Source organism: Parasphingorhabdus sp., assembly GCF_039977335.1.
Taxonomy (GTDB): domain Bacteria; phylum Pseudomonadota; class Alphaproteobacteria; order Sphingomonadales; family Sphingomonadaceae; genus Parasphingorhabdus.
Genome location: NZ_JBDWDI010000004.1, coordinates 1928207 through 1943373, shown reverse-complemented (window position 1 = coordinate 1943373; position 15167 = coordinate 1928207). Strand labels below are relative to the sequence as shown.

The window sequence follows — 15167 nt, the reverse complement described above, 5'->3', positions numbered from 1 at the left end:
AGACGGGTCTCACATTCTTTGAATCCGTCGGCGCTTTGGCCGACTTGATTAAGGCTTACTGGTAGTTGACGGTTACGTCAAAGTTACCAAGGTAAGCGCCATCAGCTTGGTTTGCACCAACAGCCAGGCTACCACCAACCGTGAAAACGTCGGTTGCAGCTGTACCAGAAATGGTCAGTGTGGTTGCGCTTTCCGTCAAAGTTGCGACCATAGCGTTACCGCCAGCGTTGGTCAGCGTAACGGTTGCGTCTGCGTCAATATCAACGGTCTGACCGGTTGTACCGGCAACCGAGAAACCAGCAGCTGTGGTCGTGCCTGAGCAAACCAGAGCGGCATCACATGTAACGGCACCAGCAGCGTCAACAACAACGTTACCAGCGGTAGCGCCTGTAACGATGGTTGCGAAATCAAGATCTGAAGTGTTGGTTACAGTAACCTGCTCCAAGATGTTAGCGCGTGCATCAGCAGAAGCCGTTGCAGCGTGAGCCGCGTTCGCACCCATTACTGAAGCGGCAAGAACGGAAGAAGCCAAAGCGGCTTTAATAAATTTAGACATATTTTCTGGTCCCTATATTTCACTACTTACATTCGAAAGGGCGTCTACGGTGCGTCTCGCCAAACCCACTGGCTAAACGTCGCTATACGCCAACATTCGAGATTGGTTATCGGGGACAAAGAATAAGGTTTTGCTGCCAGCCATGGTTAAGAAACTGGAAACGACCTAAATATAAGAAAAATAGCTGTTTTTCTGACCCATGTTACAAAATTTTAGATCTGGGAATCGGGGCCGAATCGCTAGAATCGTCGAAAAAACACCAAATATTAAATATGTTCGCCGGTTAAACGCTGGCAAATCAGGTCCAGCTGATCGAGATTGCTATAATCTATCGTCATAGATCCAGCGCCAGTCTGCCCCTTGGATTGAATTGACACTTTCAAACCTAAGAGATCGCCGAGATGGCTTTCTACCGCACGAATGTCAGCATCGCTCTCACTCGCCCCCATCAGGGGTGCTTTGGCTTTCCGCCGACCGCCGCCCAATGCCTTGCGCACGAGCTTCTCGGTATCCCTTACCGAAAGCCCTTGTTTAACGACCTGCTTGGCCAGCTCCGCCGAATCCGGCGCATTAATAAGCGCTCGAGCATGGCCCATAGTCAGTTTCTCTTCACCAACGAAGGCCCGAACCGATTCGGGCAGCTCGAGTAATCGCATGAGATTCGCGATATGACTGCGGGATTTTCCCACCAATTCTGCCAATTTAGCCTGGCTATGGCCAAAATCATCCTTCAACTTTACATAAGCTTCAGCTTCTTCCACAGCATTAAGGTCGCGGCGCTGGACATTCTCAACAATTGCGATTTCCAGTGTTTCTGCGTCATTCAGGCTACGAACAATCGCTGGAACGCGGTGGAGCCTCGCGCGCTGGGCCGCTCGCCAGCGGCGTTCACCGGCGACAATCTGGAAATTCTTGCCATGGGGGCGAACAACAATTGGCTGGATCACACCGCGCAACTTCATGCTGTCGGCCAACTCGTCTAACGCTTCATTATCAAAAGTCTGTCGCGGCTGATCGGGATTGGGGCGGATGTCGGAAATAGCTATCGAGCGCAGCCCATCGGTACGAGTTTCCGGACTATCGTCATCGATTTCGGCTTCCGGTGCTTGAATCAGAGGTTCTTCCCGCTGGATTTCACCGAAAAGCGAGTTCAGTCCCCTGCCCAGTCCCGTGGCTTTCTTGATCGCAGCCTTTTTCGGCAATGGAGCTTCCTCTTCTTTCGCCATCATGCAGCTACCTTCCGTTCTGGCAGACGAGAGATTAATTCCCGTGCCAGATTAATATAGGCTTCCGATCCACTGCACCGATGATCATAAATCAGCGCTGGCAAGCCATGGCTCGGAGCCTCTGAAAGCCTCACATTTCTGGGAATAACGGTATCGAAAACAACATTTCCGAGGCAAGCGCGAACATCATCAGATACCTGTTCGGTGAGCTTGTTGCGGCGATCATACATGGTGAGCACTACGCCCATGACTGACAAAGCCCTGTTGAAACGCGCTCTAATACGTTCGACTGTCTGCAGCAGTTGGCTCAGCCCTTCCAATGCAAAAAACTCGCATTGTAGCGGGACTAACAATGATTCGACCGCGACCATCGCGTTAAGGGTCAGCAATCCAAGCGATGGCGGACAATCGATCAGGCAGATATCCCACTGACCATCATCCCCGGCATCGAGAGCTTTTTTCAGCCGATGCGTGCGTTCTTCAAACTCAACCAGCTCAACTTCCGCTCCGGAAAGATCGACGACAGCGGGCACTATATCAAGGCCGGGCACGCGGGTATTGATCACGCAGTCCGCCAATGGCGTATCGGAAACCAACAGGTCATAGCTGCTATTCGTACGTTCCGCTTGGTTCAAGCCAAGCCCCGTCGATGCATTACCCTGCGGATCCAGATCGATCAGCAACACTTTCCAACCACTCGCAGCAAGAGCGGTCGCCATATTAATAGCCGTGGTCGTTTTTCCCACGCCGCCTTTTTGATTTGCTATCGCTATCCGGACCATTTTACGCAGAACCCTTCGCTAAGCTGATATAAAATAACGTTTTCAGCCAAATCCTACCAATATTCCCGCATCCGGGTCAGTCAAACTTTGTTCCACGTGGAACATTTTTTGCCGTTTTGGCGATAGGCCTTTCAACTCTCTTACCGCATTTTTGCCCTTTGGTAAGAGCCAAACCGTATTTTCTGTGGAAAACCGGTGCGAAAGTGAAAGTAATTTTTGCAACGGGGCAAAAGCTCTGGCGCTAATGACATCCACGGGATGGCTTTCGACATTCTCCAAACGGTCGCCAAAAACCAAGGCTTTTTCGGTCAACCCCAGCTTTGTCACGACAGTTTCAAGAAAGGTGACCCGGCGCGCACGCGATTCAACCATCTGCACTTTATAGTCGCTCAATATGGCAATAATGATCCCTGGGAAACCAGCGCCGGTACCCAGGTCCATCCAGATTTTACCGCTCTCTCCCTTTGAAGCATGCAGCAGCAACTGGGCACTGTCGACAACATGGCGGTCCCAGACATGGTCTGCGCTCGATTTGGAAATGAGATTCTGATGCAACATCTCCTCTGCCAACAGCGCCAGAAACCCCTCCAGCTGATCCCATGTTTCACGTGGAACGTTGAAATTTTTGCGCAACCAATCCTGCGCTTCTTGTTCCGTCATACGGTGCTCATGCCGCCAAAGTCTTGGCTTCGCGGCGCCGAGCATGGACCAGGATGGCCGCCAGTGCCGCTGGTGTAATACCCCGGACGCGCGAAGCGGCTGCGAGTGTTTCTGGCCGCGCGCTTTTCAATCGCTCAACCATTTCATTCGACAGTCCAGCTATCGAAGCATAGTCGAGATCATCGCCCAAGCGTATTTGCTCGTTCGCGCGCAGGTCTTTCAGCTCCGCTTCCTGCCGCTGCAGATAAGGCGCATAGCGGGCGTCTTCCTCAACCTCAGCCAATAGACCGGGATCCATATCGGCAACGGATAGACCCAGACCTTCAAGTGCTGCAATCGAGATATTGGGAAAGCGCAGCCATTCAAACAACGACTGTTTGGTACCATCGCGGCGCACTTCAATACCCTGGTCGGCAACAGCCTCACAGCTATATACGGCCTCCAGTTCTTCCATAATCGCTGTGCGTTGTATTTGCCGATCATTAAACCAGCGCTGTCTTTCAGAACTCAGACAATCAATATCCTGAGCAACGGGACTCAGCCGCGTTGTCGCGTTATCCGCCCGCAGGCGCAGGCGGTATTCCGCACGTGCTGTGAGCATCCGGTACGGTTCCGTCACACCCTGCAGCACCAGATCGTCAATCATCACCGCCATATAGCTAGTTCCGCGATCGAGTTCTGGCGCAGCCTTACCCTGAATCGCGCAAGCTGCACCGATGCCTGCAATCAGGCCCTGTGCCGCAGCTTCTTCATAGCCAGTCGTGCCGTTAATCTGACCAGCACAATAAAGGCCTTCGAGATCACGAACCTTTAGTGAGCGGTCCAAAGCGCGGGGATCGATATGGTCATATTCAACCGCATAGCCCGGCACTATAATCTCAGCTCTGGAAAGGCCGTCCATGGTCCGAACAAAAGCTTCCTGCACGTCAGCAGGCAGCGATGTACTGATCCCATTCGGATAGACCAAAGTTGTGTCCAATCCTTCGGGCTCCAAGAATACTTGGTGAGAATCGCGATCGGCAAAGCGGTGAATCTTATCTTCTATAGAAGGGCAATAGCGCGGCCCCTGCGCATCAATCGCTCCACTGAATAGGGGGGACCGGTTGAGGTTATCACGAATAATATCGTGGGTTGCTGCACTGGTTCTGCTGACCGCGCAGAATATCTGCGGGACATCTCGCCGTGATGATAGGGGCGACATCGTCCAACCATCGTCATCTGACGGTTGCTCCGGCAGTAACGCCCAATCTATTGTGCGGCCATCGATACGCGGCGGTGTTCCAGTTTTCAGACGCGCTATGGGAAGATTGGCATCGCGAATCTGCTGACCCAGAGATACCGCACTCGCCTCTCCTGTCCGACCGCCGTCGATGGTTTCTTCGCCGCGGAACAATTTGCCGTTCAGAAATGTCCCGGTCGCCAATATGACCGCGGACGCCGTGATCCGGCTTTCGTCCGCGAGATTAATGCCGCTAACGGTTTGCCCATCAAAAATCAGCGATGCGACTTCGCCCTCAACAATTGACAGGTTGTCCTGCGCATCCAGCATCCGGTGTATCTCCGCTTTGTAAAGCGTGCGATCCGCCTGAACCCGAGGCCCCTGCACCGCTGCACCCTTCGACAGATTCAACATACGATAATGGATCGCCGCCGCGTCGGCCGCCCGTCCGATCAGGCCATCAAAGGCATCTACTTCACGCACCAGATGGCCCTTGCCCAAACCGCCAATTGCCGGATTGCAGGACATCGCGCCAATGCTCTCTTTGGTGAAACTGACCAGGGCTGTGCGCACGCCCATGCGCGCAGCCACAGCCGCAGCTTCACAGCCGGCATGTCCGCCGCCCACAACAATAAGATCAAAATCGCGATTCATGCTGCGCCCATAGCCGAATGGGTGTTTCAGGTCAAAATGATCTCGGCCGGTTGAACCGCCAAGCCAAGTCATTGGAGTCCGCGCTCTTCTGTTCCACGTGGAACAATCCTATTTTCCGATACAGAATTTGCCGAACAGGCTGTCGAGCATATCCTCGGTGCTGGCTCTGCCGGTCAGCGCATCAAGGGCCGCGCGGGCCAATCGCAATTGCTCTGCGATAATGAGATAATCCTGCAGCTGGGATATATCGTCAAGATTGCGCTGCGCTTCGGCCAGATGATCGGCTTGGCGCTTGTTGACGCTAATTTCATCGCCGCTTGGAACAATGTCTTTTGCACGGTCGACTAGCAAAGTGACCAGCGCATCCATGCCCTTGCCTGCCAAGGGCGATAGCGAAATGACACCGGCGGATTTGGGTTGAAATTCGTGATGGTCTTGACGCGAAGCCAGTTCGACCAGATTGGGTTTTTGCGGGCCTTGCCCTTCCGGGCCGAGCCACAGGATCAAGTCGGCTATATCAAATTGTTGCCGCGCCCGGTCAATTCCTATGCGCTCAATTTCTTCCGTGCCTTCATTACGGACACCGGCCGTGTCGATAAACAGAAAGGGTATCCCCTTTATCGCAATCGGCACCTCGATCACGTCCCGCGTCGTTCCTGCAATAGCAGATACAATCGCGGCTTCTCTTTCCACCAGCGCGTTGAGCAAGGTGGACTTCCCGCTATTGGGCGGGCCGCCTAAAACCACCCTCACCCCTTCGCGTAATTTTTCCGCGCGCGGGCGATTAAGCATTGCCGCCATTTCCGTAGCCAGATCAGTTGCCGCTGATTGCACAACAGAAAGCTGAGCCGCCGTCACATCATCCTCGTCGGAAAAATCAAGCTCAGCCTCCACCATCGCAGACAGGCGCAAAATAGCATTTTGCCAATCATCTACTTTGCGCGATAGCGCTCCGCCCGCCGCCTGTATCGCCGAACGGCGTTGCAGTTCAGTCTCGGCAAAAAGCAGGTCAGACAATCCTTCCGCTTCGGCCAAGTCCATCCGGCCGTGGGTGAAAGCGCGGCGGGTAAATTCCCCAGGCTCTGCCTGCCGCAGGCCATCCATTTTTTCCAGCGTGATTTCCAGAGCGCGAACAACTGCCCGGCCGCCATGGCAATGGATTTCGGCGAGATCCTCACCGCTCGCACTATTGGGTCCCGGGAACCACAAGACGAGAGCGGTATCAAGCAGCTCGCCACTCGCGGGGTCGGTCAGCTTCGCCAAACGCGCGCGCCGCTCCTCCGGCACAGAGCCGCTGAGAACATGCAAAGCATCTGATGCTTTTGGACCGCTAATCCGGATGATACCGATTGCTGCCGGCGGTTGCCCACTGGACAAAGCAAAGATGGTGTCAGCCGCTGACATTTAACTATCTATCTGATATCTAATCTTTTTTCTTTGATGAAGACGATTTTCCACCATTGGAGCCACCGCCCATAGCGCCGCCCAAGAAGGAGGAGAACATCTTGATGCCAGCCTCACCCATTGGCGCGATGATCTTGGTAAAATTCTGCAATTGCTCGACCGAACTCGCACCCTGCAGGAATTTGGACAATTCTTTCACGTAGGTTTCATTGAGTTTTGCCACGTCTGGCAAACCCATCATCCGGCGTGCTTCTTCCGGGGTGCAATCCAGTTCTACGGTTACTTTCATAATGCTTCCTCTTATCCTTATCGTCGAAGCGAAGTTCCCTCCCTCACCGCAACAGATGATGTTCCACCTTGCCACAACAGGATATGGGGATATTGTGCACCAATAATCAAGTCATGATGCAAAGGAGCTGTAAAAATGGGTGAAATGAAACCGATTAAGACGCTAAGCGGAGACGCCGAATTTCCTTGCTATGTTGCCAGCCCAGATGGCGATGCCAAGGCGGCTATCATCGTGATTCAGGAAATTTTTGGCGTTAATAAGGGCATTAAGGCCAAATGCGATAGCTGGGCCAAAGCCGGTTACCTTGCCGTCGCGCCCGATCTCTTCTGGCGAGTCAACGATGGCACCGATCTCGATGCTGATGTTGAGGAGGAATTTCAGGTCGCGCTCGATCTGATGGGCAAATTTGATCAGGATCAGGGCATAAGAGACATTGAAGCGGCGATTCATTTTGCCCGCGCAGGTGTAAATGGTGGAAAAGTGGGCTGTGTTGGCTATTGTCTGGGCGGCAGACTGGCTTTCATGACCGCAGCCCGCACCGATATTAATGCCTCTGTCGGCTATTATGGCGTCGGCATAGACGGGTTGCTGCGTGAAAGTCACGCCATTGCCCATGATGTCATGCTGCACATCCCGACCGCTGATGGCTTTGTACCCGCCGATGCGCAGGCAGCCATGCATGAAGGGCTGGATGATCATCCCAAGGTGACATTGCACGATTATGAAGGCTTGGATCACGGTTTTGCAGCCGAATTTGGGGCACGCCGGGATGAGGCAGCCGCAACATTGGCCGACAGCCGTACCGCAGAATTTTTCAAGGAGCATTTAGCATGAGTACTCGCGATAATTTAAAGGTTTGGCATGCCCGCATGGCCGATAAAAGCGAAGCGGCACTCAGCGCCCAACTCGCCGATGATGCCGTGTTCCACTCCCCTGTCGTCCACACACCGCAGGCTGGGAAGCCGATTGTCATGGCTTATCTGATGGCGGCCGATAACGTCCTTGGCAATGACAGCTTCCGCTATGTGCGAGAGATTGTCGACGACAGCGCCAATATGGCGATGCTCGAATTTGAGCTGCAATTGGATGATATTCAGGTCAATGGCGTCGATATTATCAGCTGGAATGATGACGGTATGATTCAGGACTTCAAGGTCATGGTCCGCCCGTTGCAGGCCATCAACAAAGTCTGGGATGAAATGGGTAAGATGCTGGAAAGAATGAAAAAGACGGCCTAATCAGCGGGTCAGAAAAGCGTCATCATCCCCAATTTCGGATCGACAATACCGTCATAAATCATCCGCCCGGCCACCCAAACAATGACCGCGAGACCGATATAGGCGATCCACTTGTAGCGCTCGATATATTTCGCGATCACATTGGCTGCGAGGCCCATTAGCGCGACGGATAATAGCAGTCCTACGACCAATATGCCTGGATGCTCGCGGGCGGCACCAGCTACGCCCAGAACATTGTCCAGGCTCATAGAGATATCCGCTGCTGTTACAGCCCAGACGGCTCCCCAGAACGTCTTGGTAGATTTTACACCGCTATGCTCGTCACCTTCAATCTCTGGAGAACCAGAAGATTCACCTTCATGGAATATTTCACGCCAGAAATTCCAAGCAACCCACAATAGCAGCAAACCGCCGGCGAAAATCAGGCCGACAATTGACAAAAGCAAGCTCACTGCCAGCGCAAATATGATCCGCATCACCAAGGCGGCGCTGATGCCGATCATGATCACTTTACGGCGCTGATCCGGTGGCAAACCGCCAGCCAATGCGCCGACGACAATCGCATTATCCGCAGCAAAAACCAGGTCGATCAATACCACTTGCCCAAAAGCGGCGAGCGCTTCCGGAGATCCAATATTGGAGAAATCATGGACGATCGCCGCCCACATTTCTGATAATGAGCCGAGCCCGGTTGGAGCGGCCGCGGATAATATGAAAAGAAGATCAATCATGAAAAAATCGAAGCTCCAAAATAACTTACAGTCGGCATAGGGTCATAGAAATCATGAAGCAAGGCGCGCCACTGTTCATATTCCGGTGATTTGCGAAAGCCATCACGATGGGATTCCACTTCATCCCATTTGACCAGCAACAAAAACCGATCGGGACTATCTTTCGATGGACGAACCTCGATCGATTGAAAGCCTGGCTGGACCGCAATAAGCGGCCTTGCCTGATGCATGGCTTTGGTAAACTGGTCTGACTGATCCGGTTTAACCTGCAGCAATGCCTGTTCGATAATCATTATCGGTTTGGCCCCCACCACGCTCAGGCTGAGCGCTTTTCTTTATTGATTCATGCTGTCGAAGAAATCGTCGTTCGCTTTGCTATCCTTCATCTTGTCGAGCAGGAATTCCATCGCGTCGATCGTACCCATTTGCATGAGGATACGGCGCAGCACCCACATTTTCTTGAGCTTGTCATCTTCGACCAGCAATTCTTCCTTACGGGTACCGGATTTGCCAACATCCAGTGCTGGGAAGATCCGCTTGTCTGCAACTTTACGGTCCAGCACGATTTCGGAGTTACCGGTGCCTTTAAACTCTTCGAAGATCACTTCGTCCATCCGGCTGCCGGTATCGATCAGCGCAGTTGCAATGATGGAAAGCGAGCCGCCTTCTTCAATATTACGCGCGGCACCGAAAAAGCGTTTTGGCCGTTGCAAGGCATTGGCATCGACACCGCCGGTCAGAACCTTACCGGAACTTGGCACGACCGTATTATAGGCACGGCCCAAACGGGTAATAGAGTCGAGCAAGATGACGACATCATGCTTGTGTTCGACAAGGCGTTTGGCTTTTTCAATAACCATTTCAGCAACTTGCACGTGGCGCGTCGCGGGTTCGTCAAAGGTGGAGCTAATCACTTCGCCCTTAACCGAGCGCTGCATATCGGTAACTTCCTCTGGGCGCTCATCGATGAGCAACACGAGCAAATATACCTCAGGATGGTTGTCGGTAATCGCCTTGGCAATATTTTGCAGCAGCACGGTTTTACCGGTCCGCGGCGGTGCCACAATCAAGGCACGCTGACCTTTACCTTGTGGCGAAATAATATCGATGACACGCGCTGACTTGTCTTTGACTGTGGGGTCGAGACTATCCAGCGTCAGCTTTGAGTCAGGGTAAAGCGGCGTGAGGTTATCAAAATTAACCCGGTGACGGACAGCATCTGGCTCGTCAAAGTTAATCGCTGTTAGCTTGGTGAGCGCAAAATAACGCTCGCCATCGCGCGGCGCGCGAATTTCGCCTTCGACGGTATCACCAGTACGCAGGCCAAATTTACGAACCTGGTTAGGGGACACATAAATATCATCGGGGCCGGCAAGGTAATTGGCTTCGGGAGACCGCAAAAAGCCAAATCCATCAGGCAGCACTTCAATCGTGCCAAGACCCATGATCAGTTCGTCCTGATCCGCGAGTTCTTTCAGAATCGCGAACATCAGATCCTGTTTGCGCAAGGTTGATGCGCTTTCAACGCCCAGTTCTTCGGCCATAGAGACGAGACCAGCGGGCGTTTTTTCTTTTAATTCTTTTAAATGCATGGAGGTTTATCCAAAAATAATAGGAAGTTATGTTTGTTTTTGCATGTGTGCAGCGTATGCGCCGTCAAATTTTCACATGAAAGGTCGCCCGGACGGGCTTTGAGCGTCAATTACGCTGTTGCCCTGTGGCTGTCAACAAAAGCTGGAACCAAAACGGACGGACTCGATTAGAACGGTTTCACAATCACCAAAATCACAATGACCGCCGCCGCTATACCGGGCACTTCGTTGACCAGACGAAGCTTCTTATCCGTCATCGTCCGCTCGCCGCGGGTCAGCTTTTTAACATAGCCCATCATCCAGCCATGATAGCCGGAGAGCAGTAGCAGCATAAGCAATTTGGCATGGAACCAGCCCTGGCTAAACGCGCCAATATTATAAGCAAGCAACAATCCCAAAACCCATGTGATGATCAGCGACGGATTGAGGATGATTTTTCTGAGCTTCCCTTCACGCTCGATCCATTTGGAATCCTCGTCTGACCCCACCGCAGTTTCCTGATGATAGACGAAGAAACGCGGCATCATGAATAGGCCCGCCATCCAGAAGATGACGAAGATGATATGAGCGGATTTTAGCCAGAGATAGAGCATCGAGAGAATTTCATTCATTGCCGGACAAGTGTAAGCAGCTTTTTAACATGTTCAATGGGTGTGTCCGGTAAAATCCCGTGGCCCAGATTGAAAATATGCGGGCGATCTTCAAAGACTTGCAAGATATGGCGTACCGATGTTTCCAGCGCTTCACCGCCCGCGATTAACGCTAGCGGGTCGAGATTCCCTTGCAAAGGTATGTTCGATGGCAGGTTTTTATGCGCCCAGACCGGATCAACTGTTTCATCCAAACCAATCGCGTCTGCACCCGTTTCATTCGCATAAGCAGTTAATTTGGCACCAGCCCCTTTAGGAAAACCGATAATCGGCAGATCGGGATGAACCGCCTTTATTCGCGCGATAATTTCCGCATTGGGCGCAATGACCCATTTTTCAAATTGCGTAGGAGAAAGCGTTCCTGACCAACTGTCAAAAAGCTGTACCGCATCGACGCCCGCATCAATCTGACCGAGCAGATATTTCACGGTATTTTCGATGATCGCATTGATTAATTCTGAAAAGGCCAACTCATCGCTATAAGCATAGCGCCGGGTCACAGCCTGATCCTTGCTGCCTTGTCCATGGGTCATATAAGTCGCGACAGTCCAGGGGCTTCCTGCAAAGCCCATGAAGGTGGTTTTGTCATCCAGCTGCGCAGCGACGGCTCTCACCGTCTTATAAATGGCCTCAAAATGCTCTGGAGCAGCCTCTAGAGACGACAAAGCGGCATCGACGAGCCTTGGCGCCAGACGAGGTCCTTCTCCCGTCTCAAACCACAATTTCTGACCCATGGCGTGGGGGACAATCAATATGTCGGAAAACAAGATCGCGCCGTCAAAGCCAAAGCGCTTTATCGGTTGCACCGTAACTTCAGCAGCCGCTTCTGCATCATAGCATAGCTCCAGAAATCCGCCTTTTTGCGCGCGTAGCTCGCGATATTCGGGTAAATAGCGTCCTGCTTGGCGCATAAGCCAGACCGGAGTCTGAGCAGTTTTCCTGCCATGCAGAGTTTCGAGCAAAATTTTCGGGGAGTCGGTAACGTCAGGCATAGGATAAGGGTCACCCAATATAATAATATAGTATATTTAAAGAATCTTGTTGATGATGATAGAGCGTGGATAGCAGCGGTAAAGCGGGTCTACCGCGATTACAAACAGATTGACAGACAGCTGTTAACGAAAATTTTACCGATTCCCAAATTCGCTCCCCATTATCCACAATCTGTGGATGAAATTATCAAAACTTGACCGGTTGTGGATAGAATTAGGGATGATGGGGATGAAAATGACGGGCGTAAAAATCCCATATTCATCCCTTGCTTTATCCACAATGAAATCACAGGGTTGCGGGCATGAATCGTTTGCATCTTCATATGTTATCGGACTCTACCGGCGAGACGCTAGAGAATATTGCTAAGGCGGCACTGGCGCAATTTGATGGGGTCGAAATCATCAAGCATTTCTGGCCGATGGTGCGCTCGGAAACCCACTTGAACCGGATATTGGTCGAGGTTGCCGATAATCCGGGGTTAGTCATTTTTACCTTGGTAAACAGTGATATAAGGGCGCGGCTGGAGCGCGAATGCCGCCATCTCGGCCTGCCGGTCGTCCCTGCGCTTGATACAGTCACCGACGCCCTTTCCAACATGTTGGGACAGGAAGCCAAAGCACGGCCTGGTCGCCAACATATATTAGATGCCGCCTATTTCGAACGGGTGGAGGCGATTCAGTTCACCATTGCGCATGATGATGGCATTGGCTGGCAGAACTGGGAAGAGGCGGACATTATTCTCGCCGGTGTTTCGCGCACATCCAAAACCCCGACATCCATCTATCTCGCCAATCGCGGCTATAAGACCGCCAATATTCCAATCGTCCCGGAATCGCCGCCGCCTGATGCGCTTTATCATCTGAAAAATCCGTTGGTCGTTGGCCTCGTTGCTGGGGCTAGCCGGTTGGTGCAGGTACGCCGCAACCGGTTATTGTCGCTCAATCAGGCACCGGAAACTGATTATGTCGACGAGGAAAAGGTGAAGGCTGAAACCCAATATGCCCGGCGGATGTTTGCAGATAACGCTTGGCCCATGATTGACGTAACGCGGCGCTCGATCGAGGAATCAGCAGCGGCGATCATCAATTTTTATAATGAGCGTCACACAAGCCTGAACGAAAGCGTCAAGAGTGACGAAAATGAATGACTCTTCGCACGAACCGATGCTGATACTGGCCTCAAAGAGCAAAGCGCGACGTGCCATGCTTGAAGCGGCGGGCGTTGCGATTGATTCGCTGGCGCCCAATGTGGATGAAGAGGCTTTGAAAGAGGGGCTGCAGGCCGATGGTGTGACCGCTCGGAATCTGGCTGATGCATTGGCCGAGGCCAAAGCGGTACGGCTTTCCCGCCGCATTGGTCCCGCTTTAGTGCTCGGCGGGGATCAGGTATTGGCGCTAGAAGACGGGTCTATGCTGGACAAGCCGGTCGACCGAGCTGACGCCAAAGCCCATTTGCGGTTGCTGTCCGGCAAAAAACATAAATTATTCAGCGCAGCGGTGATCGCGGATCAGGGGTCACCGGTGTGGCGACATATTGATATAGCGACTTTGACCATGCGGCCCTTAAGTGATGCGTTTATCGATAGCTATGTTGATGCGGAATGGGGTAATATTCGCCATTGTGTTGGCTGCTATGAAATTGAAGGCCGAGGCGCACAGCTTTTTTCCGACATTAAAGGGAGTCAATTTACGATCATGGGTCTGCCGCTGCTTCATTTGCTCGACTACTTGCGCGTTAGAGGGGTGATGCCGTCATGACCGATACACTCTCCTATGCTGAAGTTATCGGCGATCCCATTGCCCACAGCAAATCGCCGATCATCCATAAATTCTGGCTCGAGAAACTGGCCATTGAAGCCGACTACCGGATGTTCCACGTGAAACCGGATGAACTGGCGGATTATATTGCGAGCCGCCGCGATGATCCTCATTGGCAAGGGTGCAACGTTACGATTCCGCATAAACTGGCGGTGATGGATCATGTGTCTGATCCGGGTGATGTGCGGGCATCAATTGGAGCGATGAATACGATAGCGAGGACGGAAAGCGGAGATCTTTTTGGAACAAATACGGACGCTGGGGGCTTTTTCGCGCCGATAGCTGACGTGCCGCTCACTGGTCAGGATGTGATTGTCATTGGTGCTGGTGGCGCTGCCCAAGCGGTCCTGTTCGCATTGTCGCGCATTGATGTTGGATCTGTCACGATCATCAACCGTAATGTACTAAAAGCCTCGGCTCTTCTCGCTCGCTTTGGTTTGAAGGGAAAGGCTTTGGAACATGGATCCGCCTTGCCGCCGGCGAGATTGTTGGTGAATGCTAGCGCACTCGGCATGAAAGGGCAGGATGAACTCCTTGTTGACCTAAGTAGCCTGCCCGATGACGCGATTATCTATGATCTGGTTTATGTGCCGCTCAAAACTAAATTGCTTGTAGCTGCCAAGGCGCGGGGTCTCGAGACGATCGATGGAGTATCGATGTTGATCGGCCAAGCTGCAGTCGCTTTCGAAATTTTCTTCGGTCAAGCCCCGCCGCTGGAACATGATGAAGAATTGAGAAAGCTGCTTCTGGCATGACCGGACCGATGATCATCGGTCTTACCGGTTCCATCGGCATGGGCAAATCGACCGTGGCCGAGATGTTTGCTGATGAGGGCGTGCCGATTTTCGATGCTGATGCTGCGGTGCATATATTGCAGGGGCCGGGCGGGGCGCTGGTCGAGCAAATTGAAGCCCTGTTTCCTGGAACAACGAACGAAAATGGCGTGGACCGTCAGAAGCTAGGTCCCGCCGTGCTTGGCAATCCAGATGCATTAAAACAGCTGGAAGCTCTTATTCATCCAGCTGTGGGCGCGATGCGGATGGAATTTCTCGAGAGAAACAAAGTCGCCCCGATGATTCTCTTCGATATACCGCTGTTGTTCGAGAAAAGCGGCGCGGCTGGCATTGATCATATCATTGTCGTTTCAGCTACGCAGGACGATCAGCGGGAGCGGGTCTTGCGCCGCTCCGGCATGACGGTGGACAAGTTCGAGACAATTAAGTCCTTGCAAATGCCGGATGAAGAAAAGCGGAAACGGGCCGATTTTATCATCGACACATCGCAGCCTTTGGACAAAACGCGGCAGCAGGTGCGAAATACTATAGAAAAATTGAAAGCTTCCCTTGCGTAACCGGA

Annotated in this window: 18 protein-coding genes; 6 read left to right on the top strand and 12 right to left on the bottom strand. The window is 52.5% G+C overall.

Annotated elements, in window-relative coordinates:
- Positions 1 to 55 precede the first annotated feature (55 nt).
- The 7 genes from ABJM21_RS16670 to ABJM21_RS16640 all read right to left on the bottom strand — a co-directional run bounded on the left by ABJM21_RS16670 (position 56) and on the right by ABJM21_RS16640 (position 6790).
- Positions 56 to 556, bottom strand: coding sequence for a DUF4402 domain-containing protein (locus ABJM21_RS16670; RefSeq protein ID WP_348302040.1), 501 nt, complete (start codon positions 554 to 556; stop codon positions 56 to 58).
- A 266-nt stretch (positions 557 to 822) separates the two neighbouring features.
- Entirely contained in the window at positions 823 to 1782 is a 960-nt protein-coding gene (locus tag ABJM21_RS16665) for a ParB/RepB/Spo0J family partition protein (protein ID WP_348302087.1), read from the bottom strand.
- On the bottom strand, positions 1782 to 2564 hold the full coding sequence (locus ABJM21_RS16660; RefSeq protein WP_348302039.1) for a ParA family protein: 783 nt from the start codon (positions 2562 to 2564) through the stop codon (positions 1782 to 1784). The genes ABJM21_RS16665 and ABJM21_RS16660 overlap by 1 nt, the downstream gene beginning before the upstream one ends.
- A gap of 42 nt (positions 2565 to 2606) precedes the next feature.
- Positions 2607 to 3224, bottom strand: a complete 618-nt coding sequence (gene rsmG / locus ABJM21_RS16655) for a 16S rRNA (guanine(527)-N(7))-methyltransferase RsmG (RefSeq protein WP_348302038.1) — start codon at positions 3222 to 3224, stop codon at positions 2607 to 2609.
- A gap of 7 nt (positions 3225 to 3231) precedes the next feature.
- On the bottom strand, positions 3232 to 5097 hold the full coding sequence (gene mnmG / locus ABJM21_RS16650) for a tRNA uridine-5-carboxymethylaminomethyl(34) synthesis enzyme MnmG (protein WP_348302086.1): 1866 nt from the start codon (positions 5095 to 5097) through the stop codon (positions 3232 to 3234).
- Between the two features lie 108 nt (positions 5098 to 5205).
- Positions 5206 to 6501 carry a tRNA uridine-5-carboxymethylaminomethyl(34) synthesis GTPase MnmE gene (mnmE, locus tag ABJM21_RS16645; RefSeq protein WP_348302037.1) on the bottom strand — a complete coding sequence of 432 codons (1296 nt, stop codon included), beginning with the start codon at positions 6499 to 6501 and terminating at the stop codon, positions 5206 to 5208.
- Between the two features lie 19 nt (positions 6502 to 6520).
- Positions 6521 to 6790, bottom strand: a complete 270-nt coding sequence (locus ABJM21_RS16640; RefSeq protein ID WP_348302036.1) for a DUF6489 family protein — start codon at positions 6788 to 6790, stop codon at positions 6521 to 6523.
- A 135-nt stretch (positions 6791 to 6925) separates the two neighbouring features.
- Here ABJM21_RS16640 and ABJM21_RS16635 point away from each other — a divergent pair, with 135 nt between their 5' ends.
- Together ABJM21_RS16635 and ABJM21_RS16630 are read left to right on the top strand one after the other, a co-directional pair.
- The gene (locus tag ABJM21_RS16635) at positions 6926 to 7624 is read left to right on the top strand and encodes a dienelactone hydrolase family protein (protein WP_348302035.1); all 699 of its coding nucleotides are present in this window, start codon (positions 6926 to 6928) and stop codon (positions 7622 to 7624) included.
- A gap of 35 nt (positions 7625 to 7659) precedes the next feature.
- Positions 7660 to 8028 carry a nuclear transport factor 2 family protein gene (locus tag ABJM21_RS16630; protein WP_348302085.1) on the top strand — a complete coding sequence of 123 codons (369 nt, stop codon included), beginning with the start codon at positions 7660 to 7662 and terminating at the stop codon, positions 8026 to 8028.
- Positions 8029 to 8036: 8 nt separating this feature from the next.
- Here ABJM21_RS16630 and ABJM21_RS16625 read toward each other — a convergent pair whose 3' ends face one another.
- The 5 genes from ABJM21_RS16625 to hemE form a co-directional block, all read right to left on the bottom strand.
- The gene (locus ABJM21_RS16625; RefSeq protein ID WP_348302034.1) at positions 8037 to 8759 is read right to left on the bottom strand and encodes a TerC family protein; all 723 of its coding nucleotides are present in this window, start codon (positions 8757 to 8759) and stop codon (positions 8037 to 8039) included.
- On the bottom strand, positions 8756 to 9052 hold the full coding sequence (locus ABJM21_RS16620; protein WP_348302033.1) for an antibiotic biosynthesis monooxygenase: 297 nt from the start codon (positions 9050 to 9052) through the stop codon (positions 8756 to 8758). Before ABJM21_RS16620 ends, ABJM21_RS16625 begins: the two co-directional genes overlap by 4 nt.
- A gap of 42 nt (positions 9053 to 9094) precedes the next feature.
- Positions 9095 to 10351, bottom strand: coding sequence for a transcription termination factor Rho (rho, locus tag ABJM21_RS16615; protein WP_348302032.1), 1257 nt, complete (start codon positions 10349 to 10351; stop codon positions 9095 to 9097).
- A gap of 167 nt (positions 10352 to 10518) precedes the next feature.
- On the bottom strand, positions 10519 to 10962 hold the full coding sequence (locus tag ABJM21_RS16610) for a CopD family protein (RefSeq protein WP_348302031.1): 444 nt from the start codon (positions 10960 to 10962) through the stop codon (positions 10519 to 10521).
- Positions 10959 to 11993, bottom strand: coding sequence for a uroporphyrinogen decarboxylase (gene hemE, locus ABJM21_RS16605; RefSeq protein ID WP_348302030.1), 1035 nt, complete (start codon positions 11991 to 11993; stop codon positions 10959 to 10961). The genes ABJM21_RS16610 and hemE overlap by 4 nt, the downstream gene beginning before the upstream one ends.
- A 302-nt stretch (positions 11994 to 12295) precedes the next feature.
- Here hemE and ABJM21_RS16600 point away from each other — a divergent pair, with 302 nt between their 5' ends.
- Genes ABJM21_RS16600 through coaE form a run of 4 tightly spaced genes read left to right on the top strand, consistent with a single transcriptional unit; the run spans position 12296 to position 15162 of the window.
- On the top strand, positions 12296 to 13141 hold the full coding sequence (locus ABJM21_RS16600) for a pyruvate, water dikinase regulatory protein (RefSeq protein WP_348302029.1): 846 nt from the start codon (positions 12296 to 12298) through the stop codon (positions 13139 to 13141).
- Positions 13142 to 13157: 16 nt separating this feature from the next.
- Positions 13158 to 13751 (top strand): nucleoside triphosphate pyrophosphatase, encoded by a 594-nt coding sequence (locus tag ABJM21_RS16595; protein ID WP_348302084.1) that lies wholly within the window; start codon positions 13158 to 13160, stop codon positions 13749 to 13751.
- Entirely contained in the window at positions 13748 to 14566 is an 819-nt protein-coding gene (aroE, locus tag ABJM21_RS16590) for a shikimate dehydrogenase (protein WP_348302028.1), read from the top strand. The genes ABJM21_RS16595 and aroE overlap by 4 nt, the downstream gene beginning before the upstream one ends.
- A complete protein-coding gene (gene coaE, locus ABJM21_RS16585; RefSeq protein WP_348302027.1) occupies positions 14563 to 15162 on the top strand; it encodes a dephospho-CoA kinase in 600 nt (199 codons plus the stop codon). The genes aroE and coaE overlap by 4 nt, the downstream gene beginning before the upstream one ends.
- Positions 15163 to 15167: the final 5 nt, after the last annotated feature.